The sequence below is a fragment of the Desulforhopalus sp. IMCC35007 genome, assembly GCF_005116575.1.
Taxonomy (GTDB): domain Bacteria; phylum Desulfobacterota; class Desulfobulbia; order Desulfobulbales; family Desulfocapsaceae; genus Desulforhopalus_A.
Genome location: NZ_SWCN01000015.1, coordinates 12506 through 30440, shown reverse-complemented (window position 1 = coordinate 30440; position 17935 = coordinate 12506). Strand labels below are relative to the sequence as shown.

The 17935-nt window shown below is 45.3% G+C and carries 14 protein-coding genes; 12 read left to right on the top strand and 2 right to left on the bottom strand.

Going from position 1 to position 17935, the window contains the following annotated elements; genetic code table 11:
* Nucleotides 1–277: 277 nt before the first annotated feature.
* From FCL48_RS15600 to FCL48_RS15585, 4 genes are all read left to right on the top strand, one after another.
* Nucleotides 278–1267 (top strand): MarR family transcriptional regulator, encoded by a 990-nt coding sequence (locus FCL48_RS15600; protein ID WP_136873307.1) that lies wholly within the window; start codon nucleotides 278–280, stop codon nucleotides 1265–1267.
* Complete coding sequence (locus FCL48_RS15595; protein ID WP_136873306.1) at nucleotides 1261–2025, top strand: hypothetical protein; 765 nt, start codon at nucleotides 1261–1263, stop codon at nucleotides 2023–2025. The genes FCL48_RS15600 and FCL48_RS15595 overlap by 7 nt, the downstream gene beginning before the upstream one ends.
* Before the next feature lie 584 nt (nucleotides 2026–2609).
* Entirely contained in the window at nucleotides 2610–2858 is a 249-nt protein-coding gene (locus tag FCL48_RS15590) for a helix-turn-helix domain-containing protein (protein ID WP_136873305.1), read from the top strand.
* The gene (locus FCL48_RS15585; RefSeq protein ID WP_136873304.1) at nucleotides 2858–4165 is read left to right on the top strand and encodes a type II toxin-antitoxin system HipA family toxin; all 1308 of its coding nucleotides are present in this window, start codon (nucleotides 2858–2860) and stop codon (nucleotides 4163–4165) included. Before FCL48_RS15590 ends, FCL48_RS15585 begins: the two co-directional genes overlap by 1 nt.
* Before the next feature lie 135 nt (nucleotides 4166–4300).
* On the opposite strand, the gene FCL48_RS15580 is transcribed toward FCL48_RS15585, so the two are convergent.
* A complete protein-coding gene (locus tag FCL48_RS15580; RefSeq protein WP_136873302.1) occupies nucleotides 4301–5632 on the bottom strand; it encodes an alpha/beta hydrolase in 1332 nt (443 codons plus the stop codon).
* Between the two features lie 3 nt (nucleotides 5633–5635).
* Nucleotides 5636–8140, bottom strand: a complete 2505-nt coding sequence (locus FCL48_RS15575) for a CHAT domain-containing protein (RefSeq protein WP_169309246.1) — start codon at nucleotides 8138–8140, stop codon at nucleotides 5636–5638.
* 535 nt (nucleotides 8141–8675) lie between these two features.
* Between FCL48_RS15575 and FCL48_RS15570 the strand changes: the two genes are divergently transcribed.
* From FCL48_RS15570 to FCL48_RS15535, 8 genes are all read left to right on the top strand, one after another.
* A complete protein-coding gene (locus FCL48_RS15570; protein ID WP_136873298.1) occupies nucleotides 8676–10313 on the top strand; it encodes an FGGY-family carbohydrate kinase in 1638 nt (545 codons plus the stop codon).
* A gap of 112 nt (nucleotides 10314–10425) precedes the next feature.
* On the top strand, nucleotides 10426–11199 hold the full coding sequence (locus FCL48_RS15565) for a DeoR/GlpR family DNA-binding transcription regulator (RefSeq protein WP_136873296.1): 774 nt from the start codon (nucleotides 10426–10428) through the stop codon (nucleotides 11197–11199).
* A 107-nt stretch (nucleotides 11200–11306) separates the two neighbouring features.
* Entirely contained in the window at nucleotides 11307–11990 is a 684-nt protein-coding gene (gene deoC / locus FCL48_RS15560) for a deoxyribose-phosphate aldolase (protein ID WP_136873294.1), read from the top strand.
* 125 nt (nucleotides 11991–12115) lie between these two features.
* Nucleotides 12116–13156 (top strand): autoinducer 2 ABC transporter substrate-binding protein, encoded by a 1041-nt coding sequence (locus FCL48_RS15555; protein ID WP_136873292.1) that lies wholly within the window; start codon nucleotides 12116–12118, stop codon nucleotides 13154–13156.
* 183 nt (nucleotides 13157–13339) lie between these two features.
* Complete coding sequence (locus FCL48_RS15550) at nucleotides 13340–14839, top strand: sugar ABC transporter ATP-binding protein (RefSeq protein ID WP_136873290.1); 1500 nt, start codon at nucleotides 13340–13342, stop codon at nucleotides 14837–14839.
* A gap of 4 nt (nucleotides 14840–14843) precedes the next feature.
* Nucleotides 14844–15821 carry an ABC transporter permease gene (locus tag FCL48_RS15545; protein WP_136873288.1) on the top strand — a complete coding sequence of 326 codons (978 nt, stop codon included), beginning with the start codon at nucleotides 14844–14846 and terminating at the stop codon, nucleotides 15819–15821.
* A complete protein-coding gene (locus FCL48_RS15540) occupies nucleotides 15808–16827 on the top strand; it encodes an ABC transporter permease (protein ID WP_136873286.1) in 1020 nt (339 codons plus the stop codon). Before FCL48_RS15545 ends, FCL48_RS15540 begins: the two co-directional genes overlap by 14 nt.
* 22 nt (nucleotides 16828–16849) lie before the next feature.
* Nucleotides 16850–17932 (top strand): aldose 1-epimerase family protein, encoded by a 1083-nt coding sequence (locus FCL48_RS15535; protein WP_136873284.1) that lies wholly within the window; start codon nucleotides 16850–16852, stop codon nucleotides 17930–17932.
* Nucleotides 17933–17935: the final 3 nt, after the last annotated feature.

Here is a 17935-nt window from a genome sequence, read left to right as displayed (position 1 = left end):
AAAAAAATCGTAACTTTATAGATAAGAAAGCAGCTTTTTATATAAAGAAAGTAGACATTAGTATTGTGTGATAAACCAAATATCAACTTGGGAAAAGACCGTGGCAAGGATGTGGAATCTGCACCATGGTATCATCTCTTTAAAGGTGACCGCATTATTGATCATCACCTCACACGGTCCGATAAAAAGATGTTAAAGTAATTCAGTAACATAAAAATTGCACAGTAACATTGAGTGTGTTACTGTGCAAAAAACATGTTATTGATAGGAGCGTCTAATGCGAAGTCTGGCACACAACTTTGAAAGCTATCTTTTAGAAAACTTGGGTATCTCATCTTCTCTTGAGCCGTGGTCGAAGGAGAATGGGCTCCCCATGTTTTTACGGAACCTGTATCGTTTTTACACCTGTAAGCTGCTTGAGCAACCCTTTCTGGTCATGGCTGCACGGGATGAAGATGAGGTTACTCCGGTAACCATACGCAAACACATCGAGCGGGTAGGAAAGATATGGCAGCATGAGGTCATTTATCTGCACCCTATACTTTCTAGTTATAACCGTAAGCGGCTTATTGAACATAAGATCTCGTTTGTGGTGCCTGGTAACCAGATGTATCTGCCGCTTCTTGGTATGGATCTGCGTGAGCATATTCGCAGCATACGTATAGCAAAGAAAAAATTCAGTCCTTCCACACAGGCTGTTATCCTTTCAATCCTTTATAATTGGAAAGAAAGAGGGATAACCCCTTCACAGCTGGCAAAAGATCTTAACTACACAAAAATGACCATGACCAGGGCTTTTGATGAAATTGAAGCTGCTGATCTGGTCGATGTGAGTATGGAGTGGCGTGAACGAGTCTTACGCTTTGATGGGGATAGAAAAAGCTTATGGGAAAAAGCATTCCATCAACTACGGACACCCACCAGTCAACGCGTCAAAGTCTTAGGGTTTCACAATTACGGTAACTTTCCCATGCTGCTTGCGGGTGAATCCGCATTAGCACGTTCCAGTATGTTGGTGGAACCTCAGAATCGCATCTATGCTGTGAGCGCTGAAACATGGAAGGCCATGCAGTTGTATGAAGGAATGATCAAGCTGGCAATTCATGAACTGAATTCAATAGAGATTGAAATTTGGAAATATCCTCCAGAACTGTTTGCTAGTAATGACACTGTAGATCCATTCTCACTTTTCTTAAGCCTCAACGATACTAAAGATGAGCGGGTTGAAATGGCTCTTGAAGAGTTGCAGGAGAAATTCCCATGGTAAGAGGACTCGATAGGTTTAAAGCACACTTTGAAGGGTATGAAGCTAACTATGTTTTAATTGGTGGTACTGCCGCCTCGCTTGCCATGGATGAAGCAGGTTTGCAGTTTAGAGCCACAGCTGATCTTGATATTGTTTTATGTGTAGAGGCTCTTGACCTTGATTTTGTCAGAAAGTTTTGGGAGTTTGTTCAGGCAGGTAACTACCAAAATAGACAAAAGAGCATTAGAGAGAGGCAGTTTTATCGATTTTACGATCCGGAAGATCATAGATTTCCGGAAATGTTGGAACTCTTTTCTAAAAGGCCTGATGCATTGGCTTATGAAGGTGAAGGACATCTCACCCCAATACCTATGGGTGAGGAGGTCTCAAGCCTCTCAGCCATCTTATTGGATGAATCGTATTATGAATTTCTTCATGCAGGAAAGCAGGAGTTAGATGGATTGTCTGTCCTTGGCCCAGAATATATTATCCCGTTGAAAGCTCGTGCCTGGTTAGATTTGACAGCCAGGAAGGAGCAGGGGGATAGCGTCGATTCTCGAGATATAAAAAAGCATAAGAATGATGTCTTCAGGTTGTACCTGATTGTATCTCAAGACACCAGAGTAGAAATGTCAGATCAGGTTATTGCTGATATGTCGCGATTTGTTTTAGCTATGGCGGCTGAAACTATTGATTTAAGACAACTTGGTCACCGGCGGGGTACCCCTGAGCAAGTACTTGAAAACTTGAGGAGTATTTATGGTCTGGCAGGTAAGTAAGGAAATTGAGTTACCACATTTAAAAGCTTGAATCGATATTAAATCTGATTTTTTATTGAGTAAATCTAAGCACAATAGAATTGAGAAAAGAGAGCTAATGGCAAAGAAGATAAGTGGTGCCGAGTACCAACTAGCAAAAATATTCAGCTAAGATTTTGATTATGTTATTCCGTCCTACCAACATCCATATGCCTGAACCGTAGATCAGGCATATGAACTCTTCGATGATTTATATGATTTTTTCGAAACCGGAACCTGAAGACCTGCTTTCTGGTTATGAATAGAGCATTTCGAAGAGCAACTTACCCCTCACAACTGAAAATATATTTCTCAAAATATCCCATCTGAAAAAAGTCAGGTAATTATCTATTCATATTTTACGACATAAGCGACTGTCCAGTTTTTAGTGTGAAAAACTAGACAATTGAAGTTGGTGCTGTTGCTCTGTTTATTATGAATATAGCGTATATCATAAGGTATAAGGTGGAGAGATTCTCGAAGTTACATGTCTTTAAAGACATATTCTGTTTTTATTGCTTTTTCGACATGGAATGTTAATATATCGAAAAAGACAAGGAGTTGATATGCAAATGTTACTCGTTTCACCTAAGGATATAGGTGTTGCACTGCGGACTCTTCGTAAGGAGAAGGGGTTGAGCCAGAAAGAGTTGGGTCAAAGAGTTGGGCTTGATCAAAAAAAGATATCGTTGCTTGAAAACGGTAACGCGAACTGCAGAGTTGACAGTCTGTTTCGTTTGCTCTCTGCCCTGGAGCTGGGCGTTGTTTTGCAATCGAAATCTAACTCTTCTACTTCAAATCAGGATGACTGGTAATGTCCTCAAAAAAGAATGTTTCACTGCAAATATTGATGAATGGGTATTTGGTTGGTCGCTTGCATTCTTCAGCTCAAGGAGTTTTGAGTTTTAATTATGAAAAATCATGGCTTGATTTTGACAATCGAAGACTTTTATCTCTTTCATTGCCTCTAAGCAGTCAAAGCTACAGTGGCGTTATTGTCGAAAATTACTTTGATAATCTCCTTCCTGATAGCCTGGCAATTCGTAGCAGGTTGCAGGCGCGTGTGGGAGCTGAGACGACCCGGTGTTTTGATTTACTTTCTTACATTGGTAGAGATTGTGTAGGGGCGTTGCAGCTGGTGGCAGAAGGAGCCCCTGTTGATATTCGAAAAATAACAGCGACGCCTTTATCCGATGTTGAGATTTCAGATATACTTCAGAGTTATCGAACCATGCCTTTGGGCGTGAATATTGAGGAAGATTTTCGAATATCAGTAGCAGGAGCCCAGGAAAAGACAGCATTCTTAAAACAGGATAATCGTTGGTATAGGCCAAGCGGCGCGACACCAACCAGCCATATTTTTAAATTACCCATAGGCGAACTGGGAAACACCGGTATCGATCTTGGGGATAGTGTCGAGAACGAATGGATCTGCCTGCAGTTACTTGCTGAATTTGGAGTACCGGTAGCAAGTAGCGAAATAATGCAGTTTGGTGAGCAAAGGGTGCTCGTTGTTGAGCGTTTTGATCGTCGTTGGGCAAAAGATGGATCCTGGCTCATGAGATTACCACAGGAAGATATGTGTCAGGTTACAGGTGTGTCCGGTAACTTGAAGTATGAAAACGATGGTGGCCCGGGCATGCGTACGATTATGGATATCTTGCTGGGGTCTGAGCGTAGTTATGAGGATCGTCGGGTATTCATGATGGCCCAACTGCTTTTTTGGATGTTGGCTGCCATTGACGGTCATGCTAAAAATTTCAGTATCTTTCATCTGAGAGGTGGTGTGTTTCGTATGACTCCTCTTTACGATGTTATTTCGGTTCATCCATTGGTTGCAAACGGGCGGTTGGCAAGTCAGCGTGTACATATGGCGATGGCGGTACAATCGAAAAATCGACATTACCGCAGAGATAGGATAGTTCGTAGACATTGGCTAGAAGCGGCAAGGAAATGCCGCTTTTCTGTTGACGAGATGGATAAAATTATTGAGGAATGCTGTGATTCAGTTGATGGTGCAATAGAGCGTGTTGCCGCTCGAATTCCAGGTGGGTTTCCAGAAGTGATAGCAAAAGCCATTTTTAACGGTTTACGGTCATCGCGAGATAGTTTGGTACGATAAGTAAAAAGCGATATGGTTGATTAAATATCCAAGGGTTAACCCCATAAATAAATCTGTTGATTTTATCTAAAAGCATTATATCACAAAATCATTTCCAATATCTGAACATGAAAGATAGGTATTTTCTCTGTTCCTTTATTTTGGGAAAAGCCAGTATTTTTTATCTGCAGAAGAGTGTAGTCCCCGGGATGCTGCTCCCAAACCATTGCGGATCAGGTTCCCGAGGTCGGTTATTACGCTCCGTTTCTCAGCAAAATATCCATGGCCAAGGCTGAGCAGGCTCGTATTCAGTTCTGACGCATCGATAGTTTCCAATCCGTCAAAATTGTAAAGTTCTCCATTGGAGATACCAATCCGTCGGGCTTTGTGCAGTAGCGACGAAATCTGCAACGCCCGGTCAGATCTGGAGACATATGAACTATATCTTCCGGCCTTTTCTCTGATCTTCGGAAACTTCTGTTCAAAGACCTCCACGTAAACATCACCGGCAACAAAGACAATCTGGTTCAGCTTGCTGTTCGGCCAATCCGATCCTGCTAACCCCAATAGCATTACGCGGTTTCCCATACTGTGAGCAACCACATGCACCTTTGCCCATGGGCCCTCTTCAAGCCCCTTGAGAAACCTGTTAAAGCAATCTGCAGCGAGAAAGGCTCGCTCCTCATCTGCGGGATATCCCATAGTTCTGCCAAGAGACGGCCAACTGTAGAGGATGATTCTCCCCTTAAATTCCATGTCATAGGCAAACTGGGCTGCACGACGGGCTGCCTCTTCAAATGTGACGTTGTATCCATGTAGAAAGACGAGCAAGTCAGATGCGGTATTTGCATCAGCAACCAACTTTTGGCTGAACGCTCCCTGGTCAAGGGTCTCAATCTCACTAAGTACCATATACCGTCGTGGATCGTTCTTGTCGTAGAAGAACTGCCACCAGGGCCGCTGCTCTACCTGACCGATCCTATGTCTATTCACAGGTATCGTTACGCTGGCGTTACCATAGATGATGGTATCCTGGTGGTCCCCTGTGAAATATCCTTTTTCTTTGGTCGTGGTTTTACGATTGGTCGCGAAGTACACCTCAACCTGGCATGGGGAGGTCTCACCGGCAATGGTCCGGCCAAGATCAATACCAGATGCTATGGTTGACTGTGAGACTGTCGCAGCATACTCAGGTGTTGAGACGGTTGTGGCAAAGTTGCTGCGGGTCCTGCATTCTGTTTCATCAATTCTTGCGCGTGCAATCAGCTCCTCCACATAACTGTAGGCCGGTGTCTCTTCAACCAGGTCAAGTAGATCCTCGAGCAACAGGGCGATGTCATCTGGAGAGACCGCAGAACTCAATTTTCCTGCAATTACTGTCAATTCTTTGCTTAGGGACTTGCCCGCCGGCCCAAGGCGAACCTGTATCCCATCCCAGTTATTTAGCAATGCATCAAGTATTGAAAACTGCTCAAGAAGGTCTTTCATGATTCACTCCTTACCGGAAATGGTGAATGCAGCCCAAAAATAGGGTTCTGCAAATGGACAAGCCTCACTTGATTCTACCCGCAGTGCTGTGCGGAGTCTTGCGGCTGTAGGACCGGCTGGCGGTGGGGCATCTTTTAATTCACCGAGTAGACGACGCAACTCCTTTGCAGTCACTTGGCGTAACCATATTTGCGCTTCCCGTAATGCCCGAGCCGGAGACATATCTCCCTTAGACAGTTCCCAGTAGAAACGGCTTACCAGTAGTGCAGTTGCCTGATCATCCACTGGCCAGAGGGTCGAGAGTACAGTGCTGGAGCCGCCGTGTAAAAATGCTGCTGGAAAACCCAATGATTCATCAGGAGTCGATGTGACTCGAGCCATGCCGGTTTCGCAAGCGGACAGGACAACCATGGCTGGAGCATCGGATTGAAGTATTGGCATCAGATCTCTTAATGAGAGCCGGGAATTGTGTGCAAGCAGTAATGACGAATCGAGAGGATGATTCAGATCGAAAAGGGCATGGCTTGAAAAATGTACAACCTTCTTACCTGCAATTGATGCAGATACAGCCTCTGTAGTGGCCTCCTCTCCGTGAAGCAGTTGGACGCTTTTCCTGGACCTGATGCGCATTACCCAGGCGCATTCTATCTCGCTGTATTCCAAGTCTCCCATGGGATTAGAAACCATGAGCATGTCATCACAGTCGTTCTTTGCAGGTGCGTGTTTCAATAACAGTGCCCGTACCGAGGGCGCATAGCGAAGGGTGAACTCATCCAGCAGCCAGAATCTTCCCTCATCGGTGTTTGTCTTTTTCCAGGCTGCATGCATTGGGAATACATTGCTGCCACCCTGGGGAAACCAGACCAATTCTGCCCCGGATGTAATACCGAGCTGGCTCAACTGGTCAAGGATCGGTACCCAGAATTCTTCATAGAGCAAGCCGGCAGTTTCATCAATGTGTTTTCTCCACGCATCAGGCTGGGAGTTGCGAAAGCAGTAGGCATGCAGCCAGCCCCCTAGTTGCAGCCCATCAACATTCCCGCGTTGCAATTCCATCACCCTATTCTTTCCGAACTGTGGTAACCAGACGATTTCTGTCCTCTTTTCGACAACCACGACTACAGCACCTGGAGTTGCAGCGAAATTTTCGAAGAGCAACGCACCATTGGAAGGAACAAGACTGTATAACTCTGCCATAGACCACGGTTGAATATCTTTACTCCAGAAGCGATCCTTTCCTAAGTCTAGCTCAAGCAGTGCTTCTTCCACCTGTCCCAGCTTCAGCAGGCACCAACACAGCAATGCAGAAGAGTCCCGGAATTCCCATATCCGCTCCATCCTCGCGGATATGGTTTCAGCACTGCCAAGTCCGTGCTCGGCCTCTGTCAGTGCCTCCTTAAGTAGACCTGCAGCATCGGCAAAATGTTCAACCACAAGGAGCCCCTCGGCCGCCGCTTGGAGAATTATCCGTCTGCTGCGGATATGTTCTTCGCTTGAAAAGGACCTGATTGCATTACGGGCATGGGTTAATAGCTCATCAGCACGCTCATGTTGGCCGAGCTTAATAAGCCCGAGGAGGAGCATAGAACGTTGGGATTCGATGTTCCCAAAATAGGTGTGGTGTGTAGGCTGGGACATATCGATCAGACTGGCGGCTTCTTCGCAGTGCTTGAGCCCCTGCAGCAGGTCTTCAGTTCTACCATGTTTTTTCGAAACCGAGAGTATCCTTACTCTACCGAGCAGTGCAACTATCTTCAGTGTGACGTCAAATTCATCTGTCCAGGCATCAAGGGCTTTACGATTGAACTGTTCTGCGAAAAACAGGTCTTCCTCAGGGTCTTCCCCTAAACGAAAGAGATAGCATTCACTCAGGTAGAGGTGTGTTCGTATCCAGGTCGGGTTGATGCTGTTGCCAAGCGCGGCAAGTGCTTTGAGGTGGAATTTGAATCTCTTTTCCAGGGCGGTGTAAAAGTTTGCATCCGGCTCCTCTTCCATAGCTATGCCTAACTCGTTTTGGACCCTTGCCCATCGAACCGGATCTTCTTCCTTTGGAATACTCGTTGCGTCGATTTCAAGGTACTCAAGTCTTTTTTTCCAGTTTTGCCAGGGATCACCGGCAATGCGGAACTGATAAAGAACAGCCAGCCAAACAGCGACATCCGGGTAAAGGGTGACAGCAGCCTCCAGGTGTGAGATCGCTTCTTCCTGCGCATCTGAGCCCAGGTTCCCCTGATGTATCATGAGTATGCCGATAGCCCTGTGACAGTCAGCCAGTAACTCCTGGTCCTCCTTTGGATCTAAGAAATCAATGGATTCCCTATAAGCTGCCAGAGCTGCTGAGGGATCGACTTCTTCGGAAACCTGTGCATACCTATAGCGAAAAGCAGCCCATTTTTTTGGCTGAGCCTCCCTGTCTATCAACCCTGCCCCTTCCTCCATAAGCTCACGAATGCGCACAGAATCACATTCTGGATCAAGAGTTTCATATTCGGCTAATAGGGATTTCAACCGTGTTTGCGAATCACCGTGTGTCATAGCATTAAAAAGAGATGAACCAACATAGGGATATAACTATTTACCCCAGAAAATTACTCCATTCTGCTCGTCTCGGATGACTGATACAGCTTTCTTACACTTAAAAGTTCCGTTCTTCCTTTAAGTATTGCTGCATAGCCTGAGTATATTTTCTCATATTCAGAAACTTTAAGTCAAATTCAATTATTTGTTGAAACTTATGAGACCATAAAAAAAATGGCAGGTTTTATCTCAGCACTATCGCTGCAAATACCAGCTTGAGTGGTCTCTGAACTCAGGTAAAAGTTTGATCAAGCTCTGCCGACTCTAATCTTCTCATCTGTTCAGGTTTCAGAGGGGCACCTGATAACTGACACAGGAGGGGATAGGTTTTTAGATCGATTATGCTTACCATTGCTGTTTAGGTGGCTCACATTGTCACGATTCACCTAGCTAGGTACCAGTGAGTGGATTCTGTTCCCGGTTGATGCCTCTATTTTCAATAAAACTTAAGTACATGGATAATAATATGACTGCAGTAATTGGTATTGATGTTGGTACAGGCAGTGTACGGGCCGGTGTCTTTGATCTTTCAGGAAAGATGCTTGGAGTTGCCAGCCGAGATATCCAAACATGGAAAACTGGATCTGATTTTGTCGAGCAATCTTCAGATAACATATGGCAGGCCGTTTGTGAGGCAGTCCAAGGTGCGATGTCTTCTAGCGGTCTTCTGGCAAGCGACATTAAGGGGGTCGGTTTTGACGCGACCTGCTCTCTTGTGGCCGTTGACGAGGAAGGACGCCCCGTCACCGTCAGCCCAAGTCGAGACGATGCACGAAATATCATTGTTTGGATGGATCACCGAGCAACGCCCCAGGCAATGAAAATTAACAGTTCCCCACACAGGGTGCTCCAGTATGTTGGCGGCACAATATCCCCGGAAATGGAAACCCCAAAATTGCTTTGGCTGAAAGAAAACATGCCGGAGACCTGGGCGCGCACAGCCCATTTTTTCGATCTCCCCGACTTTCTTACCTGGCGAGCAAGTGGCCAAACCTCACGTTCTCTTTGCTCCACCGTCTGTAAATGGACTTATCTTGGGCATGAACAACAATGGGACAGGGAATATTTCGAGTCCATTGGCCTTGGTGATTTAGCCCAGGAAGATTTCACCCGTATTGGTACTGACATTCGTCCCATGGGAAGCCCCGTAACAGGAGGACTTTCGCTGCAGGCAGCAACGGAACTTGGTCTCTTGCAAGGCACACCTACGGCAACTTCTATTATTGATGCCCATGCCGGTGCTCTCGGAATTATTGGCGCGTCTCTTGATAATCAGCCAGTAACACAAGACATCCTCGAAACTCGCATGGCCCTCATCTGCGGTACCTCCAGTTGCCATATGGTGGTCTCTCAACAGGCCCATAATATCGCAGGGGTATGGGGCCCATATTTCTCGGCCATGGTTCCCGGGATGTGGCTCAATGAAGGCGGCCAATCCACCACTGGTGCTCTTATCGATCATATAATTTTTAGCCACGCTCGTGGACAGGAGGCTAAAAAACAGGCTGAATCCGAGGGAAAATCTATCTATCAATTTCTCAATGAAAGGCTTAATATTCTCACGACAGGGCTATCTTTCCCCGCTCTACTTACCAAAAACCGGCATATCCTACCGTACTTCCATGGCAATAGATCTCCCCGGGCCAACCCCCTGCTGCGAGGCACTGTTGCAGGGCTGTGCATGGAAAACAGTATTGACGACCTCGCCGTTTCTTACCTGGCCACCATCCAGGCAATTGCCTACGGCACAAAGCACATAATTGAGAGTATGAACCAATCGGGGTATACCATACAAACCATCTTCGCCTGTGGAGGAGACTGTAAGAATTCTGTCTTCTTACGTGAACATGCCGATATTCTTAACTGTCAAATAGTTCTTGCCAAGGAACCGGAAGCCGTTCTGCTTGGGGCTGCGACCTTGGCAACTGTTGCAGCCGGAATCCAGCCAAATATTTTTGCTGCAATGTCCGCTATGAACCATGCTGGCGCGGTTATTCAACCTGCGATGGGAACGCAACATTATCACCTGCAGAAGTATGCTGTCTTTAAGCGCATGCATGATGATCTTGTTGCATATCAAGCTCTCATGACAACGGCAGGCTAGTTTCCATAATAGCCATCTTGTATTGATAATTTAGCAACAAAAAACTTGGCTTTTCCTTGTTTTTGTGAGATATTGAACAAATTATTGATGGAATTCTATCGGTGAGGGGAATTTGTCTCAAACAAAAGAAAAGCGAAAAAACAATCTAGTCGATCTCCTCAGTCAGGAGGAGATGATTCATCTCACTGAAATATCGCGACTTTTAGGTGTATCTGAGATGACATGTAGACGCTATATCTCAGAGCTGAGCCCTACAGTACGTCTTATTGGCTCCCACGCCATGCTTCAGCGGGACACCGCAACTCACGAGCAACACACCTATCTTGTAGATATTGAGACTGACCGCAATAGAGACAAGAAACAAAGCATTGGTAGAGCTGCAGCCGCTCTTATAGAAGAAAATGATGTTATCTTTATCGATTGCGGAACCACCACTCCCTTTATTGCCCATTACATTGACAACAACATAAATTTCAAGGGAATTTGCTGTTCTCTTAATATTTTCACCCTGCTCAATAGGAAGAAAAAAGGCAAAATACTCTTAACAGGTGGAGCCTTTCACGAGAAAACTCAAGTTTTCACCTGTCCACAAGCAATTGATATGATAAGACAACTTCGTATTACTAAGGCATTCATCTCTGCAGCCGGAATTAGCAGGCAACTCGGACTTACCTGCTTTAATCAATATGAAATCGAACTCAAACGTGAAGTGATGAAGGTCTCGCAGCATGTGTATATCGTAGCAGACAGCAGTAAATTTGATCAAGTGAAAATGGCATATTTCGCTGATGTAGCTCAGGTCGACACTGTTATTACCAATGACGATCTTTCCCATGCCGATGCCTCATGGCTGCGTCAATTGGATATTAATTTGATCACAATTTAACTAAAAATTGCCTTCAATGTTGACAGCAATCACTAGCTTTTAATATTTATGACCTGAAAATGTTAAAATAATAACAAATTCTCCTGAATTTTTCTAAAGGAAAGTATATGAATTCAACAATTAGCCCAAAAGAAGTTGCCTCGTACATCGACCACACTCTGCTTAAGCCTGAGGCAAGCCCCGAGGCCATTCGCACCCTGTGTGCAGAAGCCAGAGAATATTCTTTCAAGACTGTCTGTGTTAATTCAGGCTACGTGCCTCTCTGCGTTGAAGAGTTAAAAGGCAGTAATGTTGGGATTTGCTCTGTGGTAGGTTTTCCGCTTGGAGCAATGCTGAGTGACGCAAAAGCCTATGAAGCAAAACTTGCGGTGACCTCCGGTGCCAGCGAAATTGACATGGTCATCAACATAGGTCTCATGAAGGCAGGAGAACTCAATGCGGTCCGAGCAGACATTGAAACAGTCTTTACTGCCTGTGGGAAGGTCCCTCTCAAGGTGATCATCGAAACAGGCCTTCTCACCGACGAAGAAAAAAAGAGTGCTTGTCAGATATGTAAAGAAGTTGGTGTTGCCTTTGTTAAAACCTCCACAGGTTTTGGCCATGGTGGTGCAACAGTTGCCGACATAAAACTTATGCGATCCGTTGTTGGTACCAGTTGCAGCATTAAAGCATCTGGGGGGGTACGAAACCTCGACGACGCCCGCGCCGTAATAGCAGCAGGTGCTGACAGGATTGGGGCAAGCTCTGGTATAGCAATAGTCACTGGAGAAGAGGCGTCTTCTTCATATTAACCCAAGTAAACAGTAGAAGAAGCAAAAAGTTCATTTCTATTCAATACGTTGGAATGAGCTTTTTATAACTAAACGTCATTACGTCATTGGCGTTTATTCTTAAAAAGACCAAACAAGGAGTAATCATGAAAAAGCTTCTCATTAGTCTCATAACATTATTTTTCGCATCAAGCGCTTATGCGGAACCTGTTGTTAACACACAAAACCTTATTAAGGGGATCAACAAGGCCGATACAAAGAAAGAATTTGTTATCGCTACAGTTGTTAAAGTAGATGGCATTGCATGGTTTGATCGTATGCGGGATGGTATCGAACAGTTTAAAAAAGATACCGGTCACGATACCTGGATGCTTGGCCCCAGTCAGGCAGATGCTGCCTCTCAGGTTCAGATCGTTGAAAACCTCATTGCTCAGGGTGTTGATGCTATCTGTGTTGTTCCTTTTTCAGTAGAGGCTCTGGAACCCGTATTGAAAAAAGCACGAGAGCGCGGCATCGTCGTTATCGCCCATGAAGCTTCTAATCTTACAAACGTTGATTACACAATCGAAGCCTTTGATAACTTTGCCTACGGTGAAGAGTTGATGCGCCATCTTGGCAAATCCATGGGCGGAACCGGAAGCTATGTTGCAACCGTTGGCAGCCTCACCTCTAAGTCTCAAAATGAATGGATTGACGGAGCAGAGTCTTACCAGAAAGCAAACTTCCCTGATATGAAGCTTGTGACCAATCGTCTCGAAACTTACGACGATGCCAACACCGATTACAACAAACTCAAAGAAACGCTGCTTACCTACCCGGACCTCAAAGGTATCGTTGGTGGTCCAATGCCTACCTCTGCTGGCGCTGGTAAACTCATCATGGAAAAAGGCCTGAAAGGAAAACTCTTTTTTGCAGGAACCGGTCTTGTTTCTGTTGCTGGCGAGTACTTGAAAGAAGGTGCTATTGAGTACATTCAATTTTGGGATCCAGCTGTTGCAGGATACGCCATGAACACTCTTGCTGTTATGGTTCTCTCCAAAAGATCTGATGAAATTAAGGCCGGTCTTAACCTTGGTATTGACGGATATACTGACTTGATTGCTCCGAATGCCGACAGACCAAACCTGCTCTACGGAGCTGGCTGGGTAGGTGTAACCAAGGAAAATATGGACAAGTATAACTTCTAAACCCAAAATACACGGGAAAGAAGTCGGGATTCTTGCAAGTGCCCCCTAGAAGAGTACTCCTGAGGGGGCCTAAGAACCGTGGAGACCATTTGAAACTTCTCGTTTCAACCTATTCTCCGGAGTTGTTACTTTTACGACAGGCATTCAGGAGTAAGGCACTGCGTGTGCCATAAGGTTATTGGCATGAATAAAAAAGAAGATTTCATCTCTCTTGAGCATGTGCATAAGAATTTTGCTGGTGTGCATGCACTCAAAGATCTTTCCCTTTCTATTAAAAAGGGGGAGATTCACTGCCTCGCCGGGGAAAATGGTTCGGGTAAATCGACTCTTATCAAGGTCATTTCCGGTATCCATGTGCCAAGCGAAGGTGTGATTCGAATCGGTGACAAAATTCTTAATCGCCTCACTCCAAAGCAGGCAATTGCTCTCGGAGTGCAGGTGATTTATCAGGACTTTTCCCTCTTTGCCAACCTCACGGTTGCAGAAAATTTAGCACTCAATACCAATCTTGCCCAAAATAAAAAATTGGTCAGTTGGAAAAAAGTCTACCAACTTGCCCGAGAGGCAATGGACAGATTGCAAATTGATATTGATCTTAAGCGAGAGGTTGGAACTCTTCCTGTTGCCCAAAAACAACTTATTGCGATCGCCAGGGCTTTAATGTTTAACGCTCGCCTCATTATTATGGATGAGCCGACGACAGCCCTTACGGGCAAAGAAGTACAGGTGCTCTTTGACATTGTTAGGCAGATTCAAAAAGAAGGTATATCCGTGCTTTTTGTCAGCCATAAAATGCGAGAAATGCTTGAAATTAGCGAGAAAATTACTGTGATCAGAAACGGTAGTAAGGTCGCTGAAGGACCTACCACCGATTTTGATGAAAAACTTCTCACCTATCATATGACAGGCCAGGAGTTTACAGATGAAAAATATATAATCACTACCGAGTCCAACGAGACACCACGTCTCCAGCTTGGAAACTATTGCGGCAACGGATTTCAAAATATCGACCTCTGTCTGCACAAAAAAGAGGTGATCGGGATAACAGGTCTGCTTGGTTCCGGCCGTACTGAATTCGCCAAAGCGCTCTTTGGTATGCAAGCAGATACCACAGGAACATTGCGTATAGACGGCGAGCCAGTTCAGCTCTCATCTATTACAGATGCCATTAAACATGGTATCGCCTATGTTCCTGAAGATCGTCTCAGTGAAGGGCTTTTTCTCTCACAATCCATCAAGAGAAATATTCTTGCCACCACCCTCGATTCAATAGGAAACAAGTTTTTTCTGGACAAAATAATTCTTACTGAGCGGGCTACGCAGACGGTGGATGAAATCGGAATCAAAACTGACAATACGGACAATGCGGTGAACACCCTGTCCGGTGGCAATCAGCAAAAGGTTGTGCTTGGTAAATGGTTACTCACCCATGCAAAAATTCTAATTTTAAACGGGCCGACGGTAGGTGTTGACATAGGCTCGAAGTCTGAGATCCATAAACGAATCCGAAACATCGCCCGGGAAGGTGACCTCGCTGTTATTATGTTTTCCGACGATATTAATGAACTCGTCCATAACTGCAATCGCATTATTATTATGCATAAGAGCAAATTTGTAGAGGAAATTCCTGCAAGTGATGCTGAGGAAAATGACATCAATAACCGCCTGAAGGAGCTCGCATAAGATTATGAAGTTTTATCTCCGTTCAGAATTTATTATCGGCTCAGTATTGTTCATGGCAATGTTGATTATCGGCACTATCAACCCTGCGTTCTGGAACCTTGACAATATTTTCAATCTCTTGCGCAATAATATTGTTATCGGAATCATGGCAATGGGAGTGTTACTGATCCTCATCTCGGGAGGAATTGATGTATCTTTTCCGGCTTTTGCCGTGGCGAGTGCCTACATCACTGTTAAACTCGTTGTCCTTTGGCAGCTGCCTGGTGTACTCCTGCCAATCCTGATATCAATTTTTTTTGGTGCTCTTTTTGGCCTAATCAACGCCTTTTTTGTCGCCAAATTTAAAATGATTCCTCTGATTGTCACTCTGGGAACGGGCGGAATGGTGCGCGGGTTCCTTCTCGGTTTTGTTGGTACCAGCATGATCAATATCAATAAAATGCCCAAACCCCTCATTGAACTCTCCAAGTTTGAAGTAATCAGCGGGGTCAATGCAGATGGAACCCAATATGGTCTGACCGTATTGGTATTATTTTATGTTTTCACCGCCCTTGCCATCCACTTTCTCTTAAAATACACCATGCTTGGCCGAAGTATTTATGCACTCGGAGGTGATCCGGTGTCCACCGAACGGGCTGGATTCAATATTCCCGGTATTCAAACTTTCATCTATTGTCTGGCTGGGGCTCTCGCTGGTTTTGCGGGAATCCTTCACAACTCTCTCATCTGGCTTTCGAATCCTCGAGATATGATGGGCTTTGAACTGGATGTTATCGCGGCGGTGGTACTCGGTGGTGCCAGCATCTTTGGAGGTAAGGGCACTGTGTTGGGAACCGTGCTTGGGGTTTTCATGCTGGTTTTAGTGAAGAACAGCCTCATTATAATGAAGGTTGATACCACCTGGCAAAGGGTGGTTGTCGGCATCATTATCATCGCAGCTACGGCAATAACAGCATACAGGGATAAAAATGCCAATGCATAGAAACTCACAACCTAACATTCGAGACTTTCTTAACAGAAACAGTAATCTTCTCCAGCTTATCGCGATTACCGCACTGATCTTTATTGTAATGAGTGCGCTGAACCCGGCTAAGTTCTTGAGATATTATAATTTTGACTCAATTGCCTTTTCCTTCCCCGAGCTTGGCCTTCTCTCCATCGCCATGATGATTGCCATGCTCACAGGCGGCATCGATCTTTCTGTGGTAGGTATTGCCAATTTTACTGCAATTCTCGCAGGAAAGCTCTTCCAGGCTGCTCTTGTAGGAAAAGACCTCCCGCCGTCTGCCACCCTGATGTATGTACTTCTGGGGATTGTCATTGTCCTTGTGGTGGGGACTTTGGCTGGAATGTTTAATGGATTTCTTATAACAAAGGTTGGGATTACTCCAATTCTTGCAACCATGGGAACGGGGCAACTCTTCGTCGGTCTCTCTTTGGTGATCACTGGAGGACCAGCTATTGTAGGTTTTCCTGAGATGTGGTCCATGATAGGTAACGAAAAAATTCTAGGTATAGCTGTTCCCTGCTGGATATTTCTCATCATTGCCAGCTCCATTGCTTACATACTGAACAAAACAAGCTTTGGTATCAAGCTGATGCTTATCGGTACTAATGCCAAAGCCGCAGTCTATTCTGGCATCGACAAAAACAGTATTATACTTAAAAGTTATATGCTTACCGGTGTTCTCTCTGCAATTACCGGCATTATCATGTCCGGACGCACCAATGCGGCAAAATCAGACTATGGTTCTTCCTATGTACTGCAAGCTGTACTCGTGGCAGTGCTTGCTGGAACCAATCCTGCCGGCGGCTATGGTACTGTTTTTGGCGTCTTTATTGCCGTTATCGGCCTCATGTTTCTGTCTAGCGGCCTCATGATTATGCGTTTCAGCAATTTCCTGGTGGACTTTATCTGGGGGGCATTCCTGCTCCTTATCATGGTGGTCAACTATTATAACAACCGGCGACAAGCTGCTCGAAAATAACTCTTTCGTACCGGAGCCTACTATGCACGGAAAAATTGTTCTCAAAAAAGGATACTTTACAGAAGTACGTCACCGCATCTATGAATCGGGTGAATTCTTTGCCGAAACATGGCGCTACCCCAGTGGAGTTGAAGCTCTCACTCTCGGTAACTCTCGAGGCCATATTACAGTATTACCGTATATGGGCCAGATGGTTTGGGATGCCGTCTTTGATGGTGTTGATCTTACCATGAAGAACATGTTCAGCCAGCCCCTGCCTGCTTCAACCATCGTTGAAACCTATGGCTGCTACCTCTATCACAGCGGCCTCCTGCGCAATGGTTGCCCAGGTCCTGAGGATAACCATCCTCTCCACGGCGAGATGCCCTGCGCGTCTATGGACAGTGCAGAGATTATTTTTGGCAGCGATGCAGATGGTCTCTATTGTGGCATTGCAGGCAGCTTTGAGTATGTGATGGGATTTGGCGATCACTACCGGGCGGAGCCCTCTCTTCGTCTTCGAGCAGGCAGTGGACTTTTTGATGTACGGATGGCGGTGACCAATCTCGGCGGTGCTGAGATGGAACTGATGTATATGTGTCATATGAACCCACTCTTTCAAAGAGACGCTGAAATCCTTCAACCGATGGCGTATAGCATAGAGAATGTTATCACCAGGACTTCAATACCTGATCACGTTAAACCCACTCCTGAATGGCTGGAATTTTTGAATAAGGTTGCAGATAACCCGGGTGAAATGGCACAACTGACTGAAGAGGAAAAATACAATCCAGAATTTGTCTTTTTTCTGCGTAATCCTGGTATTGATGCGTCAGGGCAGATACATTTTTTGTTAAAACTTAAGGATGGTAGTAGTTGTTATTGTGGCTATTCTCCTAAGGAGTTTGACCACGCCGTCCGCTGGGTTATGGCAAATCCAGACCAACAGGTTGCCGCATTTGTCCTGCCAGGTACCTGTGAACCTGAGGGCTACAGTGCAGAAAAAGCCAAGGGCAATATCAAGATACTGCAACCTGGCCAATGCCGGGAATTCCATGTCCGTACCGGTCTTTTGGCCCAGGCCGAGAGCCTTGGCATGGAAGAGATTATTCAATCATTATCATAGGTA